Here is an 18,451-nt window from a genome sequence, read left to right as displayed (position 1 = left end):
TCCGATTGCATGAAGGCCCGGAAGCATAGCTTGCCGGGCCTTTTGCTTATCCCTATCTAGGGGCCATGACCGATATCGATCTCACCCCGTCCGCCGCCGCCCGCGTGGCGACGATCGCCGCCAAGCAGGGAAAGCCCGCGATCCTGCGATTGGCGGTAGAAGGGGGCGGCTGCTCTGGTTTCCAGTATCGCTTCGGCCTCGCCGAAACCGTCGAAACCGACGATGTCGCGGTGGAGCGCGATGGCGTGACGCTGGTCGTGGACGATGTCAGCCTTGATCTCGTGCGGGGATCGGCCGTCGATTTCGTGTCCGATCTGGGTGGCGCTGCGTTCAAGGTGACCAATCCCAACGCGACGGCAGGCTGTGGCTGCGGGTCGAGCTTTTCGGTTTAAACTTTTCGCCTGTTCCGCTTTTCGCGGCGCGCCTCTCCTCTTTAGGGGTAATGTGAGGAGACTGTTCAATGCGCATCGCCACATTCAACATCAATGGCATCAAGGCGCGGCTGCCGCGCCTGCTGGAATGGCTCGGCGAAACCCAACCCGATGTCGCGTGCCTCCAGGAAATCAAGACATCCGACGAAACCTTTCCGGTGAAGGACATCGAGGATGCGGGCTATGGCGTGGTCTGGCACGGGCAGAAGGGCTTTAACGGCGTTGCCATCCTCGCGCGAGGCGAGACCCCGGTGGAGGTCCGTCGCGGTCTGGAAGGGGAGCCGGAGGACGAGCACAGCCGCTATCTGGAAGCCGACGTGAAGGGCGTGCGGGTCGCCAGCATCTACCTCCCCAACGGCAATCCACAGCCCGGTCCCAAATTCGATTATAAACTGCGCTGGATGAAGCGGCTGCGCGAACGTGCGGCGGAAATATGGGCGGAAGAAGTGCCTGCGGTGCTGGCGGGGGACTATAATGTCATCCCGCGCGACAAGGACGTCTATTCCGTCAAGGCAATGCAGGACGACGCGCTCATGCAACCGGAAAGCCGGGCGGCGTATCGCCGGCTGCTAAGCGACGGATGGACCGATGCACTGCTTAGCCGTCATCCTGCCGGCGGCGTGTGGACCTATTGGGACTATCAGATGAATGCATGGCCGCGCGACGCGGGGTTCCGCATCGACCATCTGCTGCTCAGTCCCGCTGCCGCCGATCGCCTGATGGATGCGCAGGTCGACAAGGCGTTCCGGGGGCGTGAAAAGGCCAGCGACCACGCGCCGACCTGGGTGGAATTGCGCGCGTGAGTGAGGCGCCCGACGACGGCGGGATGTAATCAAATAAAAAGGGCGTCCCTGTAAGGACGCCCTTTTTTTGCCGAGGTGAGCCTAAAGGCTTCAGCCTTCGACCTTAGCATATTTCGGCGCGGCCTCGTTCAGGATGCGCAGGATCTTTTGCAGCGCGGTCGGCTCGTCGGTTTCTTCCATCGCAGCCAGTTCGCGGGCGAGACGGCTGGATGCCGCTTCGAAGATCTGACGCTCGGAATAGCTCTGTTCGGGCTGGTCGTCGGCACGGAACAGATCGCGGGTCACTTCGGCGATCGACACCAGATCGCCCGAATTGATCTTGGCTTCATATTCCTGCGCGCGGCGCGACCACATGGTGCGCTTCACCTTCGGCTTGCCCTTGAGCGTTTCCATCGACTCCTCCAGCGTCTTGTTGGAGGACAGCTTGCGCATGCCGACGCCTTCGGCTTTATTCGTGGGAACGCGGAGCGTCATCCGCTCCTTTTCGAAGCGGAGCACATACAACTCCAACTCCATGCCGGCGATCTGCTCTTTCTGCAGCTCGACCACGCGGCCAACGCCGTGTTTCGGGTAAACGACATAATCACCAACGTCAAAGGACAGCGCCTTGGCAGCCATTTGAAACCTTTCCAATCAACCGGGGAGCGGGCGATGCGGGGCACATGCGAAGATCGCATGCCGGGGTATCCGCAGCAGCACCGTCAGGACATCAGGCAAATTCTCCAGGACGGGCGCGATAATGCCCGTCTGCTTGGCAAGCCTATAGCAGATTCGTAATAAAATTGCCAACCCCGGTCACAGGGACCGAAAATATGCCGGATATGGAGCGTAGCAGAACGGATCGACCATATTCGCAAATCGCGGAATCAGTCCCCCGAACCCGGCTCGGGCGAAAAGAATTTCTCCAGCTTGTTTTCCACGCCCTTCATCTCTTCGGCGTCGGCTGGCGCTTCGCCTTTGACCGTGATGTTGGGCCATTCGGCGGAAAATTTCGTGTTCAGTTCAAGCCATTTCTCAAGCCCGTTCTCGGTATCGGGCAAAATGGCTTCGGCCGGGCATTCCGGTTCGCACACACCGCAATCGATGCATTCGCTGGGATTGATCACCAGCATATTTTCGCCTTCGTAGAAACAGTCCACGGGACAGACCTCGACGCAATCCATATATTTGCAGCGGATGCAATTGTCGGTAACGACATAGGTCATTGTCAGGGCACTCGAAAGGTTGCGACAGCGGCGGCCCTGCTATGCCGCGCCCGCGCGCGCGTCAATGAGGATATTGTTGGCGATCGAAAGCCTCAGCTTGGCGCGCCAAGGGTAAGTTCCTCGTAACAGGCCTGTGCTTCAGGCACGGGGCCGCGCCGTAATGGCAGCGCGATGACCCGCACCACGCGGACGGAGGCCATTTGGGGAAATGTGATGAGGTCGCCTGGCCGCACCGGCGCGTGCGACCGGTCGATCCGTCGCCCGTTGACGCGAATATGGCCTTCCTCCGCAAGTTTCTGCGCGCTCGACCGGCTTTTCGCCAGCCGCGCAAACCAGAGATATTTGTCGATGCGCAGCGCCTGTGCGGTGGCGCCGGGCCGCTCAGCCATTGCGCCCGAGCAGATCGGCAAGGCCGGCGAAGGCGTTGTTTGCAGGGGTCGGCCTTTGGGAAGCCGGGCTTGCGACAGGGGCGCGGGGAACCGGAGCGCCCCGTCGTGGTGGTGCCGCCTGCGAGGGTCGCGCCTTTTGACGCCCCTTGAAGGCCCAGTTGACGCCGCCCTCGTTGCCGGCTTCGAGCGGACGGAAACCGGCCGCGCGCATCAGTTGTAGAAAGGCGGGTTCGGCAAGACCGAGCGATACGATCTGCGGGCTGAGCGCGGTGAAGGCTTCGCCCCTGGCGATGGCTTCATGTGCTGTGCGGGCCATGCGTTCGGCCATGTCGATGCGGAGCATCTGTGGGCCAAAGCCCCGGAAGCCGGCGATGCGCGCGCCCATCTGCTCTTTCCCGTCGCCCGCCGGAATCAGTGTCAGGCCCGGTTGCGGCAGCGGTAGGCAGGGTTTGGCTATCCGTGCGGCAAGGAGAGCCGAGCGCCAGCGCGCACTGCCGGGCTTCAGCAGGCCGGGATGATAAATGTCGAGCACGCCGATATCGATGCCGGCGCGGCGCAGCAAATGGCGCTGGTCCTTGTCGAGATGGCCGAGCGCCGAATCAAGCTCGGTCCGCGCGATGACGCCACCGGCATCGGCCAACTGAGCGAATACGGCGCGCACCACGGCGGGGACCTGCGGATCGGCGGCGCTGGCGGCCATTTTGAGCAGCGGCAGAAGATGCTTTTCCTTTTGCGCCTCTACCCAGGCGGCCAGACGCACCGCGATCTGCTTCTGGACATCGGGTCCGAGCGTCAGCAGGGCGCGATCCTGCCGGATATCGGGTGTCAGCAATGTCGGCCCGGCGAGCAGTCCGGCGACAATATTACCCTGCCAGCTTATGCCGGGCGCTGATCCCGCCGCATCCAACAGCGCGAAATCCTTGTCTTCCGCAGCCAGCAATTCCTCAGCCTTCACTCGCAATATCCTTCCAAGGCGCCTTTCCGCCGCTGCCAGCAGCATCTTCCGATCCTGCCCCCGCGTAGCGGGATCGACCGAGAATCGAAATCCGTCAAGTCGCCCGATCGACTCGCCATCGACACAGACCGCGCCATCGGCTTCGACGGATACCGGCAGGCTGTCGGCATTCTGGCCGATATCGCGCAGCAGCACGGCGGTGCGCCGGTCGACGAATCGCTGCATCAGCGCGGCATGCAGCGCGTCGGACAGCTTCTCCTCCAGCGCGCGCGTCCGTTCGGCCATTTCGGCGGGATGCGCGAGCCAGTCGGCGCGATGGGCGATATAGGCCCAGGTCCGCGCGGCGGCGATCCGGCCCGACAGCGTGTCGATATCGCCCTGCACCGAATCGAGCCGGGCGACAGCCTGCGCGAACCAGTCGCGCGGGATATGGCCGTTCTCTTCGGACAGAAAGCGCCAGATCCGGCTGACCGTGCGGGCATGATGTTCGGCCCCCAGCTTTTGAAAGTCGGGCAAGCCGCAGGCGGCCCAGAGGCGCTCCACCTGCCGGGGGTCGCGCACGCGATCGATAACGAGGGGATCGTCGGCAAGCCGCTTGAGCACCGCAAGGTCGACCGCCTCGGGCGCGGCGCGCAGCTCGGGGCGGTCGGGTCGCTCCTCCAGATCGCCGATCAGCACGTCCAGCGAATCGAAGCGCGGCGCGCCATCGCGCCAGTAAAGCTGCTCGATCGGCGGGAAGCGATGCGCCTCGATCGCCTCAATCTCTTCGGGGCGAAAGGCGGGTTCGCCCTCTTCGCCGCCCAGGCTGCCGAACGTGCCGTCCTTATGATGCCGCCCGGCGCGCCCGGCGATCTGCGCCATCTCGGCAACCGTCAGCCGCCGCGAGCGCCTCCCGTCATATTTGCGCAGCGAAGCGAAGGCGACATGGGCGACGTCAAGATTGAGGCCCATGCCGATCGCGTCGGTCGCGACCAGATAATCGACCTCGCCGTTGAGGAACATCTGCACCTGCGCGTTGCGGGTGCGAGGGCTGAGCGCGCCCATCACCACCGCCGCGCCACCGCGAAAGCGGCGCAGCATCTCGGCTACGGCGTAAACCTCCTCGGCGGAAAAGGCGACGATCACGGAGCGGCGGGGCAGGCGGGAGAGTTTCTTCGCACCGGCATAGGACAGGGTGGAAAAGCGCGGGCGGCCGATAATGTCGACATCGGGCACCAGCGCCTTGACGACGCGGCCGATGCTGGCCGAACCAAGGATCATCGTTTCCTCCCGGCCGCGCGCACGCAACAGCCGGTCGGTGAAGACATGGCCGCGTTCCGGGTCCGCGCCGATCTGCGCTTCATCGAGCGCCACGAACGCATAGTCCCCCGCGCTGTTGATGGCCGCTCCGGCCCGCCGGCCTGCGCCGAGGGGCATGGATTCGGCCGTGCAAAGAAAATAGCGCGCATGCGGCGGCACGATTTTTTCCTCACCGGTGATCAGCGCGACCTGTTCCGCGCCCTTGATAGCGACAACCCGATCATAAACCTCACGGGCGAGCAGCCGCAGGGGGAACCCCATCATGCCGCTCGAATGGCCGCACATACGCTCTACCGCGAGGTGGGTTTTGCCGGTGTTGGTCGGCCCCAGCACGGCGGTAACGGACGAGCGGGCGAACTGGGCCATGGTCCCGTCTATGTCGGGCATGGGAGCGATAAGGACAAGGGCCTTTGCAACAAGGAAAATCCGCCAACGGGTGGGACTGGCGGGCGAGCCGTATATTTATTCGGTTTTAACCCTATGCCTTCACAACGGGTCTGCTCGACGCGCGGCGCGGTGAGCTTCGCGTGAGGCGATGAAAAGACTGCCCCGGGGGACGTTCGTTTGTTTCACGAAAGCCAGTTCGACGTTCAGCAAGGGGGCGCGACCGCCTCGCTGTGGATGGCCGATTCGCTGCGGCGCGATGTTCCGGCCCGCAAGCGCGACTGGCGATTCCGGCTGGAAAATTGGGCGCTGAATGTCGACCTCGTCCCCGATCTTGGTCAGAATGTCGGCAGCCTCACCTGGTTTCGCGGCTTTTTCACCTGCTTCGGCCTGTGCGCCGCCGCGCTTTCGCTCTCGCCCGGATTTCATCCTTTGCCGGGTGCGCCCGCGCGGCTGATGAGCGACGCGCAATATGACGAGGTGCGCAGCCAGATGATCACGCCGCTCGCGCTGGGCGCCGACAGCGGCCGGCGGATGGGATCGACAGACGCCGTCGAACCGCTGCGCGAAACCCCCGAACGACCGCAGATCGAGTTGAGCGCCCAGATCGGCAGCAGCGATTCGCTCGGCCGGGCGTTATCCCGCGCCGGGGTGAGCGGCGATGACATCGCGACGATCAACGCTCTTGTGGGAGGCGACATCGCCGCCGGGGTGAGGCCGGGCACGCCGCTCGACATCATTCTGGGGCGCAGGACCAGTCGCGACCGGCCCCGCCCGCTCGATCGTCTGGCCTTTCGCGCGCGCCTCGATCTTGGCCTTGAGCTGAACCGGGTGGGCGGCGCGCTGCAAGTCAAGCGCACCGCCATCCGCGTCGATTCGACGCCCCTGCGGATACAGGGCGTGGTCGGTGACAGCATCTATCGCTCTGCCCGCGCGGCGGGTGCGCCGCCCAAGGCGATCCAGGCTTTCCTGCGCGTGATCGCACAGCAGGTCGATCTGGGGTCGATTGGCGCTGGCGACCGCTACGATATCGTCACCGGATACCGCCGAGCGGCAACTGGCGATGTCGAAGTGGGAGAGTTGCTCTATGCCGGTTTGCGCCGCCTGCGCGGCAAGGCGATCGACATGCTCAAATGGACCAGCGGCGATCATAGCGAATGGTATGAGGCATCGGGCGTCGGCGAACGGCGCGGCGTTCTGTCCGCGCCTGTCGCCGGTCATATCTCGTCGGGCTTCGGCATCCGCCGCCATCCGATTTTGGGCTATACCCGCATGCATGCCGGCGTAGATTTCGCGGCGCGTTATGGATCGCCGATCTATGCCGTTACTGACGGCGTCGTTTCCTTTGCCGGCCGTCACGGCGGGCACGGCAATTATGTCAGGCTCGAACATGGCGGCGGCATCGCCACCGGCTATGCGCATATGAGCCGCATCGCCGCTATGCCGGGAGAGCATGTGCGGCGCGGCCAGGTGATCGGTTATGTCGGATCCACCGGCCTGTCGACCGGGCCGCATCTTCACTATGAAATGTATCGCGGCGGCCAGACGATCAATCCGCTGTCGGTGACCTTTACGAGCACCGCGCAACTGGCCGGGCACGACCTGATCGCCTTCCGCGCGCGACTCGCGGAGCTCAAGGGGCTTCCAGCCGGACTACAGGAGAGGCGAGCTAAGTTGGCGGCCGCCGCATCGGTCGCTGTCGGGCAATAAGCGGCTTTTCGCATCCCTCGCGCTCCGCTAACGCGAGCAGCATGACCCCCCCGATCACTGCGTTATTGCTGGCCGGCGCGCGGCCCAAGGCCGATCCGCTGGCCGTTGCCGCCGGCGTTGCGATCAAGCCGCTCGTCCCCGTCGGCGGACAGCCCATGATCAACTGGCCCGCACGCGCGCTGCTGGCCCATCCGGCGGTCGGACAGGTCGTCATTCTGACCCAGTCGCCCGATCTGTTCGCTGCCGATCCCGCGACGGCATGGCTGATGGATCATCCCCAGGTAAGTTTCGAACATAGTGGCGGCGGCATTGCGTCCTCGCTGCTTGCCTATATGGAGCGGCCGGACACCGGTTTTCCGCTGCTGGTGACGACAGCCGATCATGTGCTGCTGGATGGCGCGATGCTCGACCAGTTCGTGGCCGAAGCCGCCGGGGCCGACGTAGCAGTCGCCATGGTGGAGCGGGGGACGCTGCTAGCCCGTTACCCCGACTCCCGCCGCACCTGGCTCAAATTTCGCGATGGCTGGTGGTCGGGCGCGAACATTTTCTGGTTCGGCAGCGCAAAGGCCCGCGACATCGTGACATTGTGGCGGGAGGTCGAGCAGGATCGCAAAAAGGGGTGGAAGATCCTGGCCGCTTTCGGACCCTTGCCCCTCTTGGGAGCGCTGCTGCGGATATCGACGTTGCGCGGTAGCATCGCGCGAGTTGGCAAGCGATTCGGGCTGTCGGCGCGGTTGGTCGCGATGACGCAGCCCGAAGCCTGCATCGACGCCGACAAGCCCGCCGATGTCACGCTGATCGAAGCGATCCTCAATCAGAAATAGATGTCAGAGCGGCTTTTCGTAGACCTGATAGACTTTGTTCACCTTGCCCCGCAGCGCCTCTGCGATGGCGTTCATTCCCTGATTATCCTCCAGCACCCAGCCGATCTCGCCCCTTGTCGCGCCATAATGCTTCACTGCGGCCTGACGGATCGTTTCGATCATCATGAAGGCAAGCTGGCTGGCAAGCCTTGAGGCCTGCAATCGCTGCACCACGCCCATCAGCGGCACGCGCATCGTGCGCACCTGCGGTTTGCGCAGCCACCAGAGCAGTTTCGCCCAGCCAAAGGGAAGGAGCGACCCGTTGAGCGGCTTGAGCGCCTCGTTGAGGTCGGGCAGGGTCATCATGAAGGCCACCGGCTCGCCATCCAGTTCGGCGACCATGATGAGGTCCTCGAACACGATCGGCTTCAATTTCTTGCCGGTGAAAGCGATTTCTTCGTCCGTGATCGGCACGAACCCCCAGTTGCGGCCCCAGGCGTCGTTGAGGATGGACAGGATGAGCGCCGCCTCCTCATCGAAACGGTTCTTGTCCACCTTGCGGATGCGGATGCGCGGATTTTTCTCGCCCGATGCGACGATGCGCTGGATCAGAGGGGGAAAGGGCTCGACGATGCCCAGGTCATAACAATTGAGCCGCTTGACCGGATGATAGCCCGCACCCTCGATCATCGCCTGATAGGCCGGATCGTCATGACCCATCATCACCGTGGGCGGGTGGTCATGTCCACTGACCAGCAGGCCAGGCTCTTCCCAGATCGAAAGAGAAATGGGCCCGAGCACGCGGGTCATGCCCTTGCCGCGCAACCACTGCTCAGCCGCCGCGATCAGCGCCGCGCCGGCCAGCGCATCCTCCGCCTCGAACAGGCCGAAATTGCCTGTCCCGGGGCCCATGCCCTGTTCGACCGGCTGGGCGAGCGCGAGATGGTCGATATGGGCGGAGATGCGGCCGACGACCTTGCCCCGGCGCCGGGCGAGGAAATATTCTGCCTCGGCATGGCCGAAAAACGGATTCTTGCCCGGCGTAATGAGGTCGCGGGCCTCGGCCTTGAGCGGGGCGACCCAATTTTTGTCATTTGCATAGAGCCGCCAGGGCAGATCGACGAAGGCCTTCCTGTCGGTCTTGGAAGTTACGGGGGTAATCACCAGATCATTATGGGCCACAGCCGCCGCCTTTGCTCGGAAAGATAGGATTTGGGTCACGCGTTCGACGCTTGGCCGATGAATGTCAATCCGGGCCGACCGGTGGCGGGGCAGTCGATAAACATGTCCCATTGCTGCCACGATTGCAGCGCATTTCCTTACTAGACAGGCGCGCATGACCGTTCACGATCCCATCCTCGCCGCCGCCAGTCGCACGCGATCCGCCATCCCCGATGATGGAGCGTTGCTGCGGGCCGCTGCAGACCTCACGCGCGCGCTTTCCGCCGCCAATCCCGCCATCTACTGGCCCGATATGCTGGGTTCCGCGATTGTGGGATGGATGGCTCTGGCAGTAGCGCTGATCGCGACCAGCGTGCTTGTAGCGCTGGCAAGCGCGCTGGTCGCGATGCTGGCGCTGTATCGGGCCGCGAGCTTCATTCACGAATTGACGCACATCCGGAAGGGTGCGCTGCGTGGCTTCCGTTTCGCCTGGAACCTGCTGGTCGGCGTCCCCCTGATGATCCCATCCTTCATGTATGAAGGGGTGCATACCCAGCATCATGCGCGCACGCGCTATGGCACGGCCGAGGATCCCGAATATCTGCCGCTGGCGCTGATGAAACCATGGTCGCTGCCGCTGTTCATCGTCGTCGCGTCGCTCGCGCCGATAGGTCTCATCCTGCGCTTTGGCGTTCTGACGCCCTTGTCGGTCATCGCGCCGCCCTTAAGAAGGGTCGTACGCGAGCAATTGTCGGCGCTGTCGATCAACCCCGCCTATCGCCGTCGCGCGCCGGAGGGCGATTTTGCGCGTATGTGGTTCTGGCAGGAAGCGGGCGCCTGTCTCGTCGCGCTGACGCTCGTGGCCAGCGTATTCGCTTTCGGCTGGAAGCCGCTGCTCGTCTATATGGCGGTGCATTCGGCGATGACGGTCACCAACCAGCTGCGCACGCTGGTTGCGCATCTGTGGGAGAATGAGGGCGAAGCCATGTCCGTGACGGCGCAATATCTCGATTCGGTCAACGTGCCGCCGCCCGGATCGCTGCCCGAATTATGGGCACCGGTCGGTCTGCGCTATCATGCGCTGCATCATTTGTTGCCGAGCGTGCCCTATCATAATCTCGGCGCGGCACATGCGCAGCTCATCGCGACACTGGACGCAGTCTCGCCCTATCATCATGGCAATTATACAGGGATGCTGCCGCTGGTCGGCAAGATCGCGCGGAGCACGATGGTGCGGCGCTGAGCCTATTCCTCGGTCCTGAACAGCACCGTTTCGCCAAGCAGCAGGAACAGGAAAAACGGCGCCCAGGCCGCCAGGAAGGGCGGGTAGGCGCCCAGATTGCCCATGGCGAGCGAGAAATTATCCGCGACGAAATAGGCAAATCCAAGCGCCATGCCCATGACCGCGCGGATGAAGAGCTGGCCCGAGCGTGCAAGCCCGAATGCCGCGACCGACCCCAATATAGGCATTAGCAGCGCCGAAAGCGGGCTGGACAATTTATGCCACAGGCTCGCCTCCAGTTCGGCCGTGGGCCGGCCGGCGTCGTGCAGGTCCGAGATCGCCGCCTTAAGCTCCTTGAAGGTGAGCGCATCGGGATCGACCTTCGCCAGAGTGAACTGGTCAGGCCGGATATCGCGACCGAAGCGGATCGTGCCCAGATTGCGTTCAGTGCCGCGCGCGACATCGAACTGGCGCGCGCCTTCCAGCACCCAGCTTTTCGTCAAGGCCTCATAGCGACCGCGCGGGGCCTGGACGATGGTGGTCAGGCTGTTGCCGACCCGGTTGAAAATCTCGACCTTGCGCAACTGGACATTGGTGCCACGCCCCGCGACGATCGCCGCAGTCACGAGATTATTGCCGTCGCGCACCCAGGGGTTGGTCTTGATCCCGCTATCGCGCGGAATCGGGCCATAGTCCACCGCCTCCCAGGCGCTCAGCGACGCGGTGGATCGCGCCACGACGCGCTCGTTGAATGCATAGCTGATCAGCGCGACGCCCAGCGCCGCTGCCACCAGCGGCGCGAGGATCTGATGCGCGGAAAGGCCCGCCGCCTTCATCGAGATGATCTCGCTATTCTGGTTCAGCGACGCCAGCATGATGAGCGTGCCCAGCAGCACCGAAAAAGGCAGGAAGCGGGCGATGATCTGGGGCGCGCGCAGGCCCACATAATGCCATAATTGCGCGTCGCCATTTCCGGGATAGGCCAGTATGTCGCCCGAATTGCCGAGCAGGTCGAGCGTTTGGAGAATGATCACCAGCATCGCCAGCACTGCAAAGGTGCGGGTGAGGAACAAGCGAGCCATGTACCAGCTCATCTGGCGCGAGGGGAAAAAGTCGAACTGCATGGTTTCAGGCCGCTCCTTCGGCGCGCGTGCCGGGCCGCAACAGGCGCAGCATGCGCCCCGCCTGCTTGCCGAGCTTGGCGAACGCAATTTCGAGCGCACCGATCGGCTGGCCGCCCGGTCGGTGGGCGACGACATGGTACATCCAGAAGATCAGGCCCGAAACCAGAATGAACGGCGCCCACAAAGCGATCACCGGATCGACTTTGCCCAACGCGCCGACGCTCTCACCATATTGGTTGATTTTGTGGTAGGTAACGATGAACACGATCGAGAGAAAGACGCCGAGCGCTGAGGTGGACCGTTTGGGCGGAATGGCGAAGGCGAGCGCGGCGAGCGGCAACAGCATCATCATAACCACCTCCACCATGCGGAAATGGAAATTGGCGCGGATTTCGAGGCGAAGCTTGGGCGTCGTGGCGGGGTCTCGGCCCATGGCGAACAGTTCGGGGATGGTCTTTTCCCTGTCGACGTCGCGACCCCGGAAATTTTCGATCTGCGGCAGGTCGATCGGCAGGTCGTGGCTGGAGAAGGAGAGGATGCGAGGGGTCTTATATTTGGGCGCGTCATTCACCAGCACGCCGTCGCGCAGGCGAAAGATGATGGTGTCCGGATCGTCGGTGGCGAGAAATTCGCCCCGCGCGGCCGTCACGGCGAGCGTCTGGCCATCCTTGCCGACAGCGCGCACGAAGATGCCCTGAAGGTTGCGGCCCTCATCCAAGCTGCGTTCGATCCGCATCGTCATCCGTTTGCCGAGGCTGGTGAATTCGCCGACCTTGATCGACGCACCCAGCGCGCCCGAACGCAGTTCGAACCGCAGCGCTTCATAGGCATGGCGCGACAGCGGCTGGACGAAGCCGACGATGCCGAAGTTGAGCAGCGCGAGCGCGATCGCATACATATAGGGTACGCGCAGCAAGCGGCCGTAAGACAGGCCAACGGCGCGCATAACATCGAGTTCAGAAGACAAGGCGATCTTGCGGAAGGCGAGCAGGATGCCGAGCATCAGGCCGATCGGAATGCCAAGCGACAGATATTCGGGCAGCATGTTGGCGAGCATGCGCCAGACCACGCTGACGGGCCCGCCTTCGGCCGCCACGAAATCGAACAGGCTGAGCATCTTGTCGAGCACAAGCAGCATCGCGGCGATCAGCAGCGTTCCGAGCATGGGCACGGCGATCAGTCGGGCGAGATATCGGTCGGTGGCGGTCAGCATTCTATATGTGGTCGTTCCATCACCATGTTTTGGCCGCAAACCCCGCCCATAGGAGAGTGAGGTAAAGTTGCGGGGCGAACAGGGGCTCGCCGTCCGATTGGCTCGGGCGGCTATAGCTTCACGGGATGGGATGGTCATGTTGAAAGTTGCGTTGGGCCTGATGTCATTGGGGGCCTTGTTCGCCGCCACGCCGGCACTGGCTCATGGTCAGGAAATCGCCAATGATCTCGATCGTTGCGGCGCCTCGGCCAGAGGTCCGGCTGTGCTGGTGGACGTGCGCGGCTTTGCGGCCGCCACCGGTTCGGTCCGCGTGCAATCCTACCCCGCCACGCGGGCGGCCTGGCTGGCCAAGGGAGGTTGGCTGAACCGGATCGATTCGGCTGTGCGGCCGAGCAACGGCGCCATGCGCTTTTGTATGCCGGTGCCTGAGGCGGGACGCTACGGCATCGCCGTACGGCATGATCGCGACGGCGACGGCAAGACCGACATCGCGCGCGACGGCGGGGGGTTTTCGAACAATCCGGCGCTCAGCATCTTCAATCTGGGCAAGCCATCGGTCGACAAAGCCACATTTTATGCGGGACCGGGCGTAACCAAAATTACTATCACCCTCAAATATATGTGATCTCATAAAATGGTCTGTGTCGCGCTTCTGTCCAATCCGAAATCGACCGGTAACCGCCAGACCCTTCCGCGTGTGCGCAGCTATTGCGCCAGCAATCCCGACATCTTCCATTATGAGGTGGAGCATGTCGACCAGATCGGCCGCGCGCTCCAGACGATCGCGCGGGTCGATCCCGCCGTTATCGTCATCAATGGTGGCGACGGCACGGTTCAGGCGGCGCTGACCGAACTCTATCAGGGCGAGCATTTTCACGGGCGCGTGCCGCCCATCGCCGTGCTTCCCAATGGCAAGACCAACCTGATCGCGCTCGACCTTGGCATTCATGGCGACCCGATCAAGGCGCTGGCGCGGATCGTGGAGATCGCCAAGGCCGGCGTCGGCGATCATGTCGTGGCGCGCGAACTGATCGCGCTGTCCGATGGCCAGGTGGGTTCGCGACCGGTGCTGGGCATGTTCCTGGGTGGGGCGGGTCTCGCAGATTATATCCTTTATTGCCGCAATCAGATCTATCCACTGGGTCTGTCCAATGGGCTCAGCCATTTCCTGACTGCGCTGGCGGTGCTGGCTTCGGTTATGTTCGGGCTTCGCGCTCGCTTCCTGCCCCCCTCGACCCGCCCGGTGCGAATTTCGCTCATTCGCGAAGGGCAACTGGTCGGGCGCTTTTCAGTGTTGATCGTCACCACATTGGAACGGCTGCTGCTTGGCTCGCGCCCCGGGGAAAGCCAGCGCGGCAATATGAAACTGATGGCGGTGGATCAGACCGGACCTGCCCTGCTTCGCCTGTTCTGGGCCAGCCTGTTCCGCCGCATGGGGAAGGGCAAGATGCAGGGCATCCATCTGGAACAGGGCGATACTATTCGTATCGAGGGCGATCGCAGCAGCGTGATCCTGGATGGCGAACTGTTCCAGGCAGCGGAAGGCAGGCCGATTGTGCTTCGCTCTACCGAGCCGGTGCCTTTCCTGCGCCTCGCCGCCTGAGGCCGATCAGGCGCGGGGCGGTTTCCCGCCCTTGAGCGCCTGCGCCAGCGAGATCGTCGCACTGCCGCGTCGCGCGGGCTTTGTCTGGCTCGCATCCGGCTTCCATCCGCTAAGATAGACGATCGCCATTTGCTCGGCGGTGCGCCCGTCAGGGTCCGCCGCCGCAGAAAAATGGCTCGCCGCAGCCATCATCGCCTCGCGCCCGATCATCGCCGGTCGCGCCGCCAGTATATTGCCCGCACCCATGCCGCGCAGATCGTGCATCAATGCCAAAATGTCGCCATAGCGCACGGTCAGCGTTTCCCCATCCGCCACGGGCATGGCGAAACCGGCGCGAGTCAATAAGTCTCCGGCCGAGCGAATATCCACCTGTGGATGAATATGCGGGGCCGCCCGGTCGCCTTCTCCTGCCATCAGCGCAGCACGCAGCCGGGGGAGCGTGCCCGCCCCGGTGAAGGCGGCCAGCATCAGGCCATCGGGTTTCAGCACGCGGCGCATCAGGATCAGCGCACCGGGCAGATCGTTGACGCTGTCGAGCGTCCCGCAGGCCATCACCAGATCGAAACTGTCGTCGGCAAAGGGCAGGGCATCCTCATCCGCCTGCACGCCGCCTGCCGCCCGCGCCGCAGCATAGCCCGGATCGACGCAGAAAACCTGCTTGCCCATCGCCTCCAGGGCCGCCTTGGCGCTGCCGTCCGGGCAGCCGATCACCAATGCCCGCGGCAGGTCTCGCCGCACATCCGCCAGTCGATCGAGCAATTCATGCAGCATGGCGATGTAAAGAAAGTCGTGATCCGAAAACCCCGCTACCATGCGATCCCGACGCAAGGTGCGCAGCCTGCGATCGAAAATGTCGGTCCCGTCTGTATCGCCACTCATCATGGCGGGCCTTGTGCATGGCGGGAGAAGCAGGAACAAGAGCCGATCATGATGCTCGTTCGGCTCCTCCGCTCCGCCCTCGCTCCAGCGATCGATTACGCGCTGCCGCCGCGCTGCCCCGGATGCGGCGCGATCGTCGCGGCGGACGACGCCTTCTGCCTCACCTGCTGGTCCGGTATGCGCTTTCTGGGCCTCCCCTGCTGTGCCCGATGCGGCGTGCCGTTCGATCACGACATGGGGGCAGACGCCTTGTGCGGCGCGTGCCTCGCGGACCCCCCGCCTTTCGATAGCGCACGGGCGGTGCTGGCCTATGGCGATGTCGCGCGCACGGTAGCGCTGCGGCTGAAATATGGGCGGCGGCTGGGGCTGGCGCGGTTGATCGCGCGGCATATGGCGCGCCATATCCCCCTCGACGCCGGCGAGCGCGCGCTGATCGTACCGGTGCCGCTGCATCGCTGGCGATTGTGGTGGCGCGGGTTCAACCAGTCTGCGCTGATCGCGGATCATCTGTCCCGGCTGTCGGGCCTGCCGGTGGACAAGCTGGCGCTGAGCCGTATCCGGCGGACGCAGCCCCTGCGTGGCATGAACCCGAAGATGCGGGCGAACGCGGTGAAGGGCGCCTTTGCGCTCGAGCCCGGTCATGATTTCAAAGGCCGCTCGATCCTGCTGATCGACGATATCCACACCAGCGGCGCGACTGCGGCTGCCTGCGCCCGGACGCTCAAGCGGGGCGGGGCGGCCAGCGTACATCTGCTCTGCTGGGCGCGCGTCCTGCCGCTGAGCGACGCGGCGATTGACAAAGTGGCTCCAAGCCCCAATTTCGCTGACATATAGGAGGTGACGGCATCACATGGCGAAGGTCGAAATCTATACCAAGGCGTTTTGTGGCTATTGCGCGCGGGCGAAAGCATTGCTGAATGGCAAGGGCGTCGCATTCGAGGAATATGACATCGGCATGGGCGGCCCCAAACGCGCCGAGATGCTGGATCGCGCCAGCGGTGGCAGCACCGTGCCGCAAATCTTCATTGACGGGCGGCATATCGGCGGCAGCGACGACATGGCGGCACTCGACCGAAAGGGGCAGCTGGACCCGCTGCTGGGCCTCTGACCGCCATGCGTGCGGCTCTCTTCCAGATGACGAGCGGGATCGATCCGGTCGCCAACGCCGCCGCCATTGCGGAAATGGCGGCGCGCGCAAAGGGGGAGGGCGCGGACATGCTCTTCACGCCCGAAATGGCCGGCTATCTCGACCGTGACCGTAAGCGGGCAGCAGCGACGTTGCGAAACGAGCAGGACGATCCGGTTCTGGCCGTCGTGCGCGACGCTGCGGCCAGGCAAGGCTTGTGGGTGCATATCGGATCACTGCCGCTCAAGGATGAACGCAGCGATGGGCGCTGGGCCAATCGCAGCTTCATGATCGACGACAGCGGTGAAATCCGCGCCCGCTATGACAAGATCCATTTGTTCGACGTGGACCTGGCGACGGGTGAAAGCTGGCGCGAGTCCTCAGTCTATGGGCCCGGCGAACAGGTGGTCGTGGTCGACACGCCCTGGGTGCGTATGGGCCTGTCCATATGTTACGACATGCGTTTCCCCGACCTTTATCGCGCACTGACCAATGCGGGCGCGACCATTTTGCTGGCCCCTGCGGCTTTCACCGTGCCGACCGGGCAGGCGCATTGGCATGTCCTGTTGCGCGCGCGGGCGATCGAGGCGGGTTGTTTCGTCCTAGCCGCCGCGCAGGTGGGCACCCATGCCGACGGGCGCGAGACCTATGGGCACAGCCTGATCGTCGATCCGTGGGGCGAGGTGCTGCTCGACATGGGGCGCACAGCAGGACTTGCGCTTGCCGATCTCGACCTGTCGCGCGTAGAGGATGTGCGAAGCCGTGTGCCTGCCATCGCAAACCGGCGCGCTATTCCCAGGGACATTTTACTGACGTGATCGTGTTCGACCTCAAATGCCAGTCCCATAATCATATCTTCGAAGGCTGGTTCGGTTCCAGCGCCGATTTCGAGGACCAGAAGGCGCGCGGGCTGCTGCTTTGTCCATTATGTGGCGATGTGGACGTGAGCAAGGCGGTGATGGCGCCAGCCGTCAGCGCCAAGGGCAATAGTCGCGCGGCCAAGCCCGCGCCTTCCCAAGAGCCGGCAACCGCCGTGGCGACGGGGGGCGATGAATCGCGTCTGCGGGCGCTCATGGAAGGACTGGCGCAGGCGCAGAAGAAGGCGCTGGAAGGATCGACCTGGGTCGGCCGCGGATTTGCCGAGCAGGCACGTGCCATGCATTATGGCGAACAGCCGCGCCAGGGCATCCATGGCGAAGTCGCGCCCCAGGAAGCCAAGGCGCTGATCGCAGAAGGCGTGGAAGTCGCTCCGCTGCCGTTTCCGGTCATCCCCCCCGAAGCGAAGAATTGACCGCCGCCCCCGCGCATAATAGAGCAGCGCCGGGCACCCGTAGCTCAGCAGGATAGAGCATCAGATTCCTAATCTGAGGGCCATGGGTTCGAATCCCGTCGGGTGCACCACTCTTTTACCGTGTCGTACCTGATACCAAGATTGGGGCCCGTATAGGATTTATTAAACAATAGCAGTGTGTTATGTCTAATGTCCAAGGGCTTAGGATGGTCGCCAGATGTAGGAAGCGATAGTTCGGCCTTGGGGCGGTGTCGCGCGATATCGCCGCACAGGCAGCACGCGGTTGGGCGGATCATGTGGCCCGCCATTGCGGACTGGTCGGTGCCTGGCGGAGGCATATGCCGGCCATTGTCCGGCTCCTTACCGATTAGAATCTCATCATCCGTAAGAGGACAAGATTTGCCGGTCCCGGCCTTGACGGTGACAGCTTCCTAGCAAGCCGCACGATATATGCGCAAAGCCTGGCGAGCGCTCTGCCTCAATCGGGCACTTGCGAGCGGGAAGCAAAATGTTCGCCACCAGCAGGTAAGCGCGAAGAATCAGGCGGGTTTGGACAGGCGGCGGCTATTGGCCGTCACTTTGGTCCGATAATGGCGAATGACTTTCTGCACGCTCGCCAAAGGCGTGCCGCCCAACTGACCGAACGCCGCGTCCGTTTGCAATTTTGCCGCAGATTTCATCTTTTCGGAAATCATCAGCATGATTTCGTCATTGGCGGCCGTGCCGCCCGCCGCCACCTTGGCGATGCGCAGTCCGATGACGGTCGACGCTTCTACGCCCAGTGCCCATGTCTCCATGGCCGCGTCGGCCCAAGCGCTACAGGTTTTCAAATACATGGTAATTCCTTGCACGG

20 protein-coding genes and 1 tRNA gene are annotated in these 18,451 nt (G+C 63.5%); 12 read left to right on the top strand and 9 right to left on the bottom strand.

The features are described 5' to 3' along the window. Positions 1–65 precede the first annotated feature (65 nt). Together erpA and xth are read left to right on the top strand one after the other, a co-directional pair. Positions 66–392 (top strand): iron-sulfur cluster insertion protein ErpA, encoded by a 327-nt coding sequence (erpA, locus tag WG907_RS07770; RefSeq protein WP_340232191.1) that lies wholly within the window; start codon positions 66–68, stop codon positions 390–392. 68 nt (positions 393–460) lie between these two features. Further along, entirely contained in the window at positions 461–1,234 is a 774-nt protein-coding gene (gene xth, locus WG907_RS07765; RefSeq protein ID WP_340232190.1) for an exodeoxyribonuclease III, read from the top strand. A 90-nt stretch (positions 1,235–1,324) separates the two neighbouring features. Here the strand turns inward: xth and WG907_RS07760 are convergent, their stop codons facing one another. The 4 genes from WG907_RS07760 to WG907_RS07745 all read right to left on the bottom strand — a co-directional run bounded on the left by WG907_RS07760 (position 1,325) and on the right by WG907_RS07745 (position 5,448). Then, on the bottom strand, positions 1,325–1,852 hold the full coding sequence (locus WG907_RS07760; protein WP_340232189.1) for a CarD family transcriptional regulator: 528 nt from the start codon (positions 1,850–1,852) through the stop codon (positions 1,325–1,327). Positions 1,853–2,100: 248 nt separating this feature from the next. Next, positions 2,101–2,439 carry a ferredoxin FdxA gene (fdxA, locus tag WG907_RS07755; protein WP_340232188.1) on the bottom strand — a complete coding sequence of 113 codons (339 nt, stop codon included), beginning with the start codon at positions 2,437–2,439 and terminating at the stop codon, positions 2,101–2,103. 92 nt (positions 2,440–2,531) lie between these two features. Beyond that, positions 2,532–2,828, bottom strand: coding sequence for an RNA-binding S4 domain-containing protein (locus tag WG907_RS07750; RefSeq protein WP_340232187.1), 297 nt, complete (start codon positions 2,826–2,828; stop codon positions 2,532–2,534). Next, positions 2,821–5,448: a helicase-related protein gene (locus tag WG907_RS07745; RefSeq protein ID WP_340232186.1), complete on the bottom strand. Its 2,628-nt coding sequence runs from the start codon at positions 5,446–5,448 to the stop codon at positions 2,821–2,823. The genes WG907_RS07750 and WG907_RS07745 overlap by 8 nt, the downstream gene beginning before the upstream one ends. 198 nt (positions 5,449–5,646) lie before the next feature. Here WG907_RS07745 and WG907_RS07740 point away from each other — a divergent pair, with 198 nt between their 5' ends. Then, entirely contained in the window at positions 5,647–7,176 is a 1,530-nt protein-coding gene (locus tag WG907_RS07740) for a M23 family metallopeptidase (protein WP_340232185.1), read from the top strand. Positions 7,177–7,217: 41 nt separating this feature from the next. Continuing rightward, positions 7,218–8,000: a nucleotidyltransferase family protein gene (locus tag WG907_RS07735; protein ID WP_340232184.1), complete on the top strand. Its 783-nt coding sequence runs from the start codon at positions 7,218–7,220 to the stop codon at positions 7,998–8,000. Positions 8,001–8,003: 3 nt separating this feature from the next. Here WG907_RS07735 and WG907_RS07730 read toward each other — a convergent pair whose 3' ends face one another. Next, a complete protein-coding gene (locus tag WG907_RS07730; RefSeq protein ID WP_340232183.1) occupies positions 8,004–9,161 on the bottom strand; it encodes an N-acetyltransferase in 1,158 nt (385 codons plus the stop codon). 154 nt (positions 9,162–9,315) lie between these two features. Between WG907_RS07730 and WG907_RS07725 the strand changes: the two genes are divergently transcribed. Further along, positions 9,316–10,383, top strand: coding sequence for a fatty acid desaturase family protein (locus WG907_RS07725; protein WP_340232182.1), 1,068 nt, complete (start codon positions 9,316–9,318; stop codon positions 10,381–10,383). A gap of 2 nt (positions 10,384–10,385) precedes the next feature. On the opposite strand, the gene lptG is transcribed toward WG907_RS07725, so the two are convergent. Both lptG and lptF read right to left on the bottom strand, forming a co-directional pair. Next, a complete protein-coding gene (gene lptG / locus WG907_RS07720; protein WP_340232181.1) occupies positions 10,386–11,486 on the bottom strand; it encodes an LPS export ABC transporter permease LptG in 1,101 nt (366 codons plus the stop codon). A gap of 4 nt (positions 11,487–11,490) precedes the next feature. Beyond that, the gene (gene lptF, locus WG907_RS07715) at positions 11,491–12,699 is read right to left on the bottom strand and encodes an LPS export ABC transporter permease LptF (protein ID WP_340232180.1); all 1,209 of its coding nucleotides are present in this window, start codon (positions 12,697–12,699) and stop codon (positions 11,491–11,493) included. Positions 12,700–12,829: 130 nt separating this feature from the next. On the opposite strand from lptF, the gene WG907_RS07710 reads away from it, so the two are divergent. Both WG907_RS07710 and WG907_RS07705 read left to right on the top strand, forming a co-directional pair. Continuing rightward, positions 12,830–13,324 (top strand): DUF2141 domain-containing protein, encoded by a 495-nt coding sequence (locus tag WG907_RS07710; RefSeq protein WP_340232179.1) that lies wholly within the window; start codon positions 12,830–12,832, stop codon positions 13,322–13,324. 9 nt (positions 13,325–13,333) lie between these two features. After that, a complete protein-coding gene (locus WG907_RS07705; RefSeq protein WP_340232178.1) occupies positions 13,334–14,302 on the top strand; it encodes a diacylglycerol/lipid kinase family protein in 969 nt (322 codons plus the stop codon). A 6-nt stretch (positions 14,303–14,308) separates the two neighbouring features. On the opposite strand, the gene WG907_RS07700 is transcribed toward WG907_RS07705, so the two are convergent. Further along, positions 14,309–15,181 (bottom strand): class I SAM-dependent methyltransferase, encoded by an 873-nt coding sequence (locus WG907_RS07700; protein ID WP_340232177.1) that lies wholly within the window; start codon positions 15,179–15,181, stop codon positions 14,309–14,311. 48 nt (positions 15,182–15,229) lie between these two features. Here WG907_RS07700 and WG907_RS07695 point away from each other — a divergent pair, with 48 nt between their 5' ends. The 5 genes from WG907_RS07695 (at position 15,230) to WG907_RS07675 (ending at position 17,708) form a co-directional block, all read left to right on the top strand. Further along, entirely contained in the window at positions 15,230–16,015 is a 786-nt protein-coding gene (locus WG907_RS07695; RefSeq protein WP_445326782.1) for a double zinc ribbon domain-containing protein, read from the top strand. Positions 16,016–16,031: 16 nt separating this feature from the next. After that, the gene (gene grxC / locus WG907_RS07690; RefSeq protein ID WP_340232176.1) at positions 16,032–16,289 is read left to right on the top strand and encodes a glutaredoxin 3; all 258 of its coding nucleotides are present in this window, start codon (positions 16,032–16,034) and stop codon (positions 16,287–16,289) included. A 5-nt stretch (positions 16,290–16,294) separates the two neighbouring features. After that, positions 16,295–17,125: a carbon-nitrogen hydrolase family protein gene (locus WG907_RS07685; RefSeq protein WP_340232175.1), complete on the top strand. Its 831-nt coding sequence runs from the start codon at positions 16,295–16,297 to the stop codon at positions 17,123–17,125. Continuing rightward, the gene (locus WG907_RS07680; protein WP_340232173.1) at positions 17,122–17,598 is read left to right on the top strand and encodes a DUF1178 family protein; all 477 of its coding nucleotides are present in this window, start codon (positions 17,122–17,124) and stop codon (positions 17,596–17,598) included. Before WG907_RS07685 ends, WG907_RS07680 begins: the two co-directional genes overlap by 4 nt. Positions 17,599–17,631: 33 nt before the next feature. Beyond that, positions 17,632–17,708, top strand: a tRNA-Arg gene (locus tag WG907_RS07675). A 429-nt stretch (positions 17,709–18,137) separates the two neighbouring features. Here the strand turns inward: WG907_RS07675 and WG907_RS07670 are convergent. Next, on the bottom strand, positions 18,138–18,434 hold the full coding sequence (locus WG907_RS07670) for a hypothetical protein (protein ID WP_340232172.1): 297 nt from the start codon (positions 18,432–18,434) through the stop codon (positions 18,138–18,140). Between the last annotated feature and the right edge of the window lie 17 nt (positions 18,435–18,451).

The sequence above is a fragment of the Sphingobium fluminis genome (genome assembly GCF_037723805.1).
Classification (GTDB): domain Bacteria; phylum Pseudomonadota; class Alphaproteobacteria; order Sphingomonadales; family Sphingomonadaceae; genus Sphingobium.
The sequence above is the reverse complement of the archived record's forward strand: the minus strand, read 5'-3'. Positions and strand labels throughout refer to the sequence as shown.

Coding starts and splice junctions, on each gene's coding strand:
- erpA (WP_340232191.1), top strand. CDS start 66: ATGACCGATATCGATCTCACCCCGTCCGCCGCCGCCCGCGTGGCGACG.
- xth (WP_340232190.1), top strand. CDS start 461: ATGCGCATCGCCACATTCAACATCAATGGCATCAAGGCGCGGCTGCCG.
- WG907_RS07760 (WP_340232189.1), bottom strand. CDS start 1,852: ATGGCTGCCAAGGCGCTGTCCTTTGACGTTGGTGATTATGTCGTTTAC.
- fdxA (WP_340232188.1), bottom strand. CDS start 2,439: ATGACCTATGTCGTTACCGACAATTGCATCCGCTGCAAATATATGGAT.
- WG907_RS07750 (WP_340232187.1), bottom strand. CDS start 2,828: ATGGCTGAGCGGCCCGGCGCCACCGCACAGGCGCTGCGCATCGACAAA.
- WG907_RS07745 (WP_340232186.1), bottom strand. CDS start 5,448: ATGGCCCAGTTCGCCCGCTCGTCCGTTACCGCCGTGCTGGGGCCGACC.
- WG907_RS07735 (WP_340232184.1), top strand. CDS start 7,218: ATGACCCCCCCGATCACTGCGTTATTGCTGGCCGGCGCGCGGCCCAAG.
- WG907_RS07725 (WP_340232182.1), top strand. CDS start 9,316: ATGACCGTTCACGATCCCATCCTCGCCGCCGCCAGTCGCACGCGATCC.
- lptG (WP_340232181.1), bottom strand. CDS start 11,486: ATGCAGTTCGACTTTTTCCCCTCGCGCCAGATGAGCTGGTACATGGCT.
- lptF (WP_340232180.1), bottom strand. CDS start 12,699: ATGCTGACCGCCACCGACCGATATCTCGCCCGACTGATCGCCGTGCCC.
- WG907_RS07710 (WP_340232179.1), top strand. CDS start 12,830: ATGGTCATGTTGAAAGTTGCGTTGGGCCTGATGTCATTGGGGGCCTTG.
- WG907_RS07705 (WP_340232178.1), top strand. CDS start 13,334: ATGGTCTGTGTCGCGCTTCTGTCCAATCCGAAATCGACCGGTAACCGC.
- WG907_RS07700 (WP_340232177.1), bottom strand. CDS start 15,181: ATGAGTGGCGATACAGACGGGACCGACATTTTCGATCGCAGGCTGCGC.
- WG907_RS07695 (WP_445326782.1), top strand. CDS start 15,230: ATGATGCTCGTTCGGCTCCTCCGCTCCGCCCTCGCTCCAGCGATCGAT.
- grxC (WP_340232176.1), top strand. CDS start 16,032: ATGGCGAAGGTCGAAATCTATACCAAGGCGTTTTGTGGCTATTGCGCG.
- WG907_RS07685 (WP_340232175.1), top strand. CDS start 16,295: ATGCGTGCGGCTCTCTTCCAGATGACGAGCGGGATCGATCCGGTCGCC.
- WG907_RS07670 (WP_340232172.1), bottom strand. CDS start 18,434: ATGTATTTGAAAACCTGTAGCGCTTGGGCCGACGCGGCCATGGAGACA.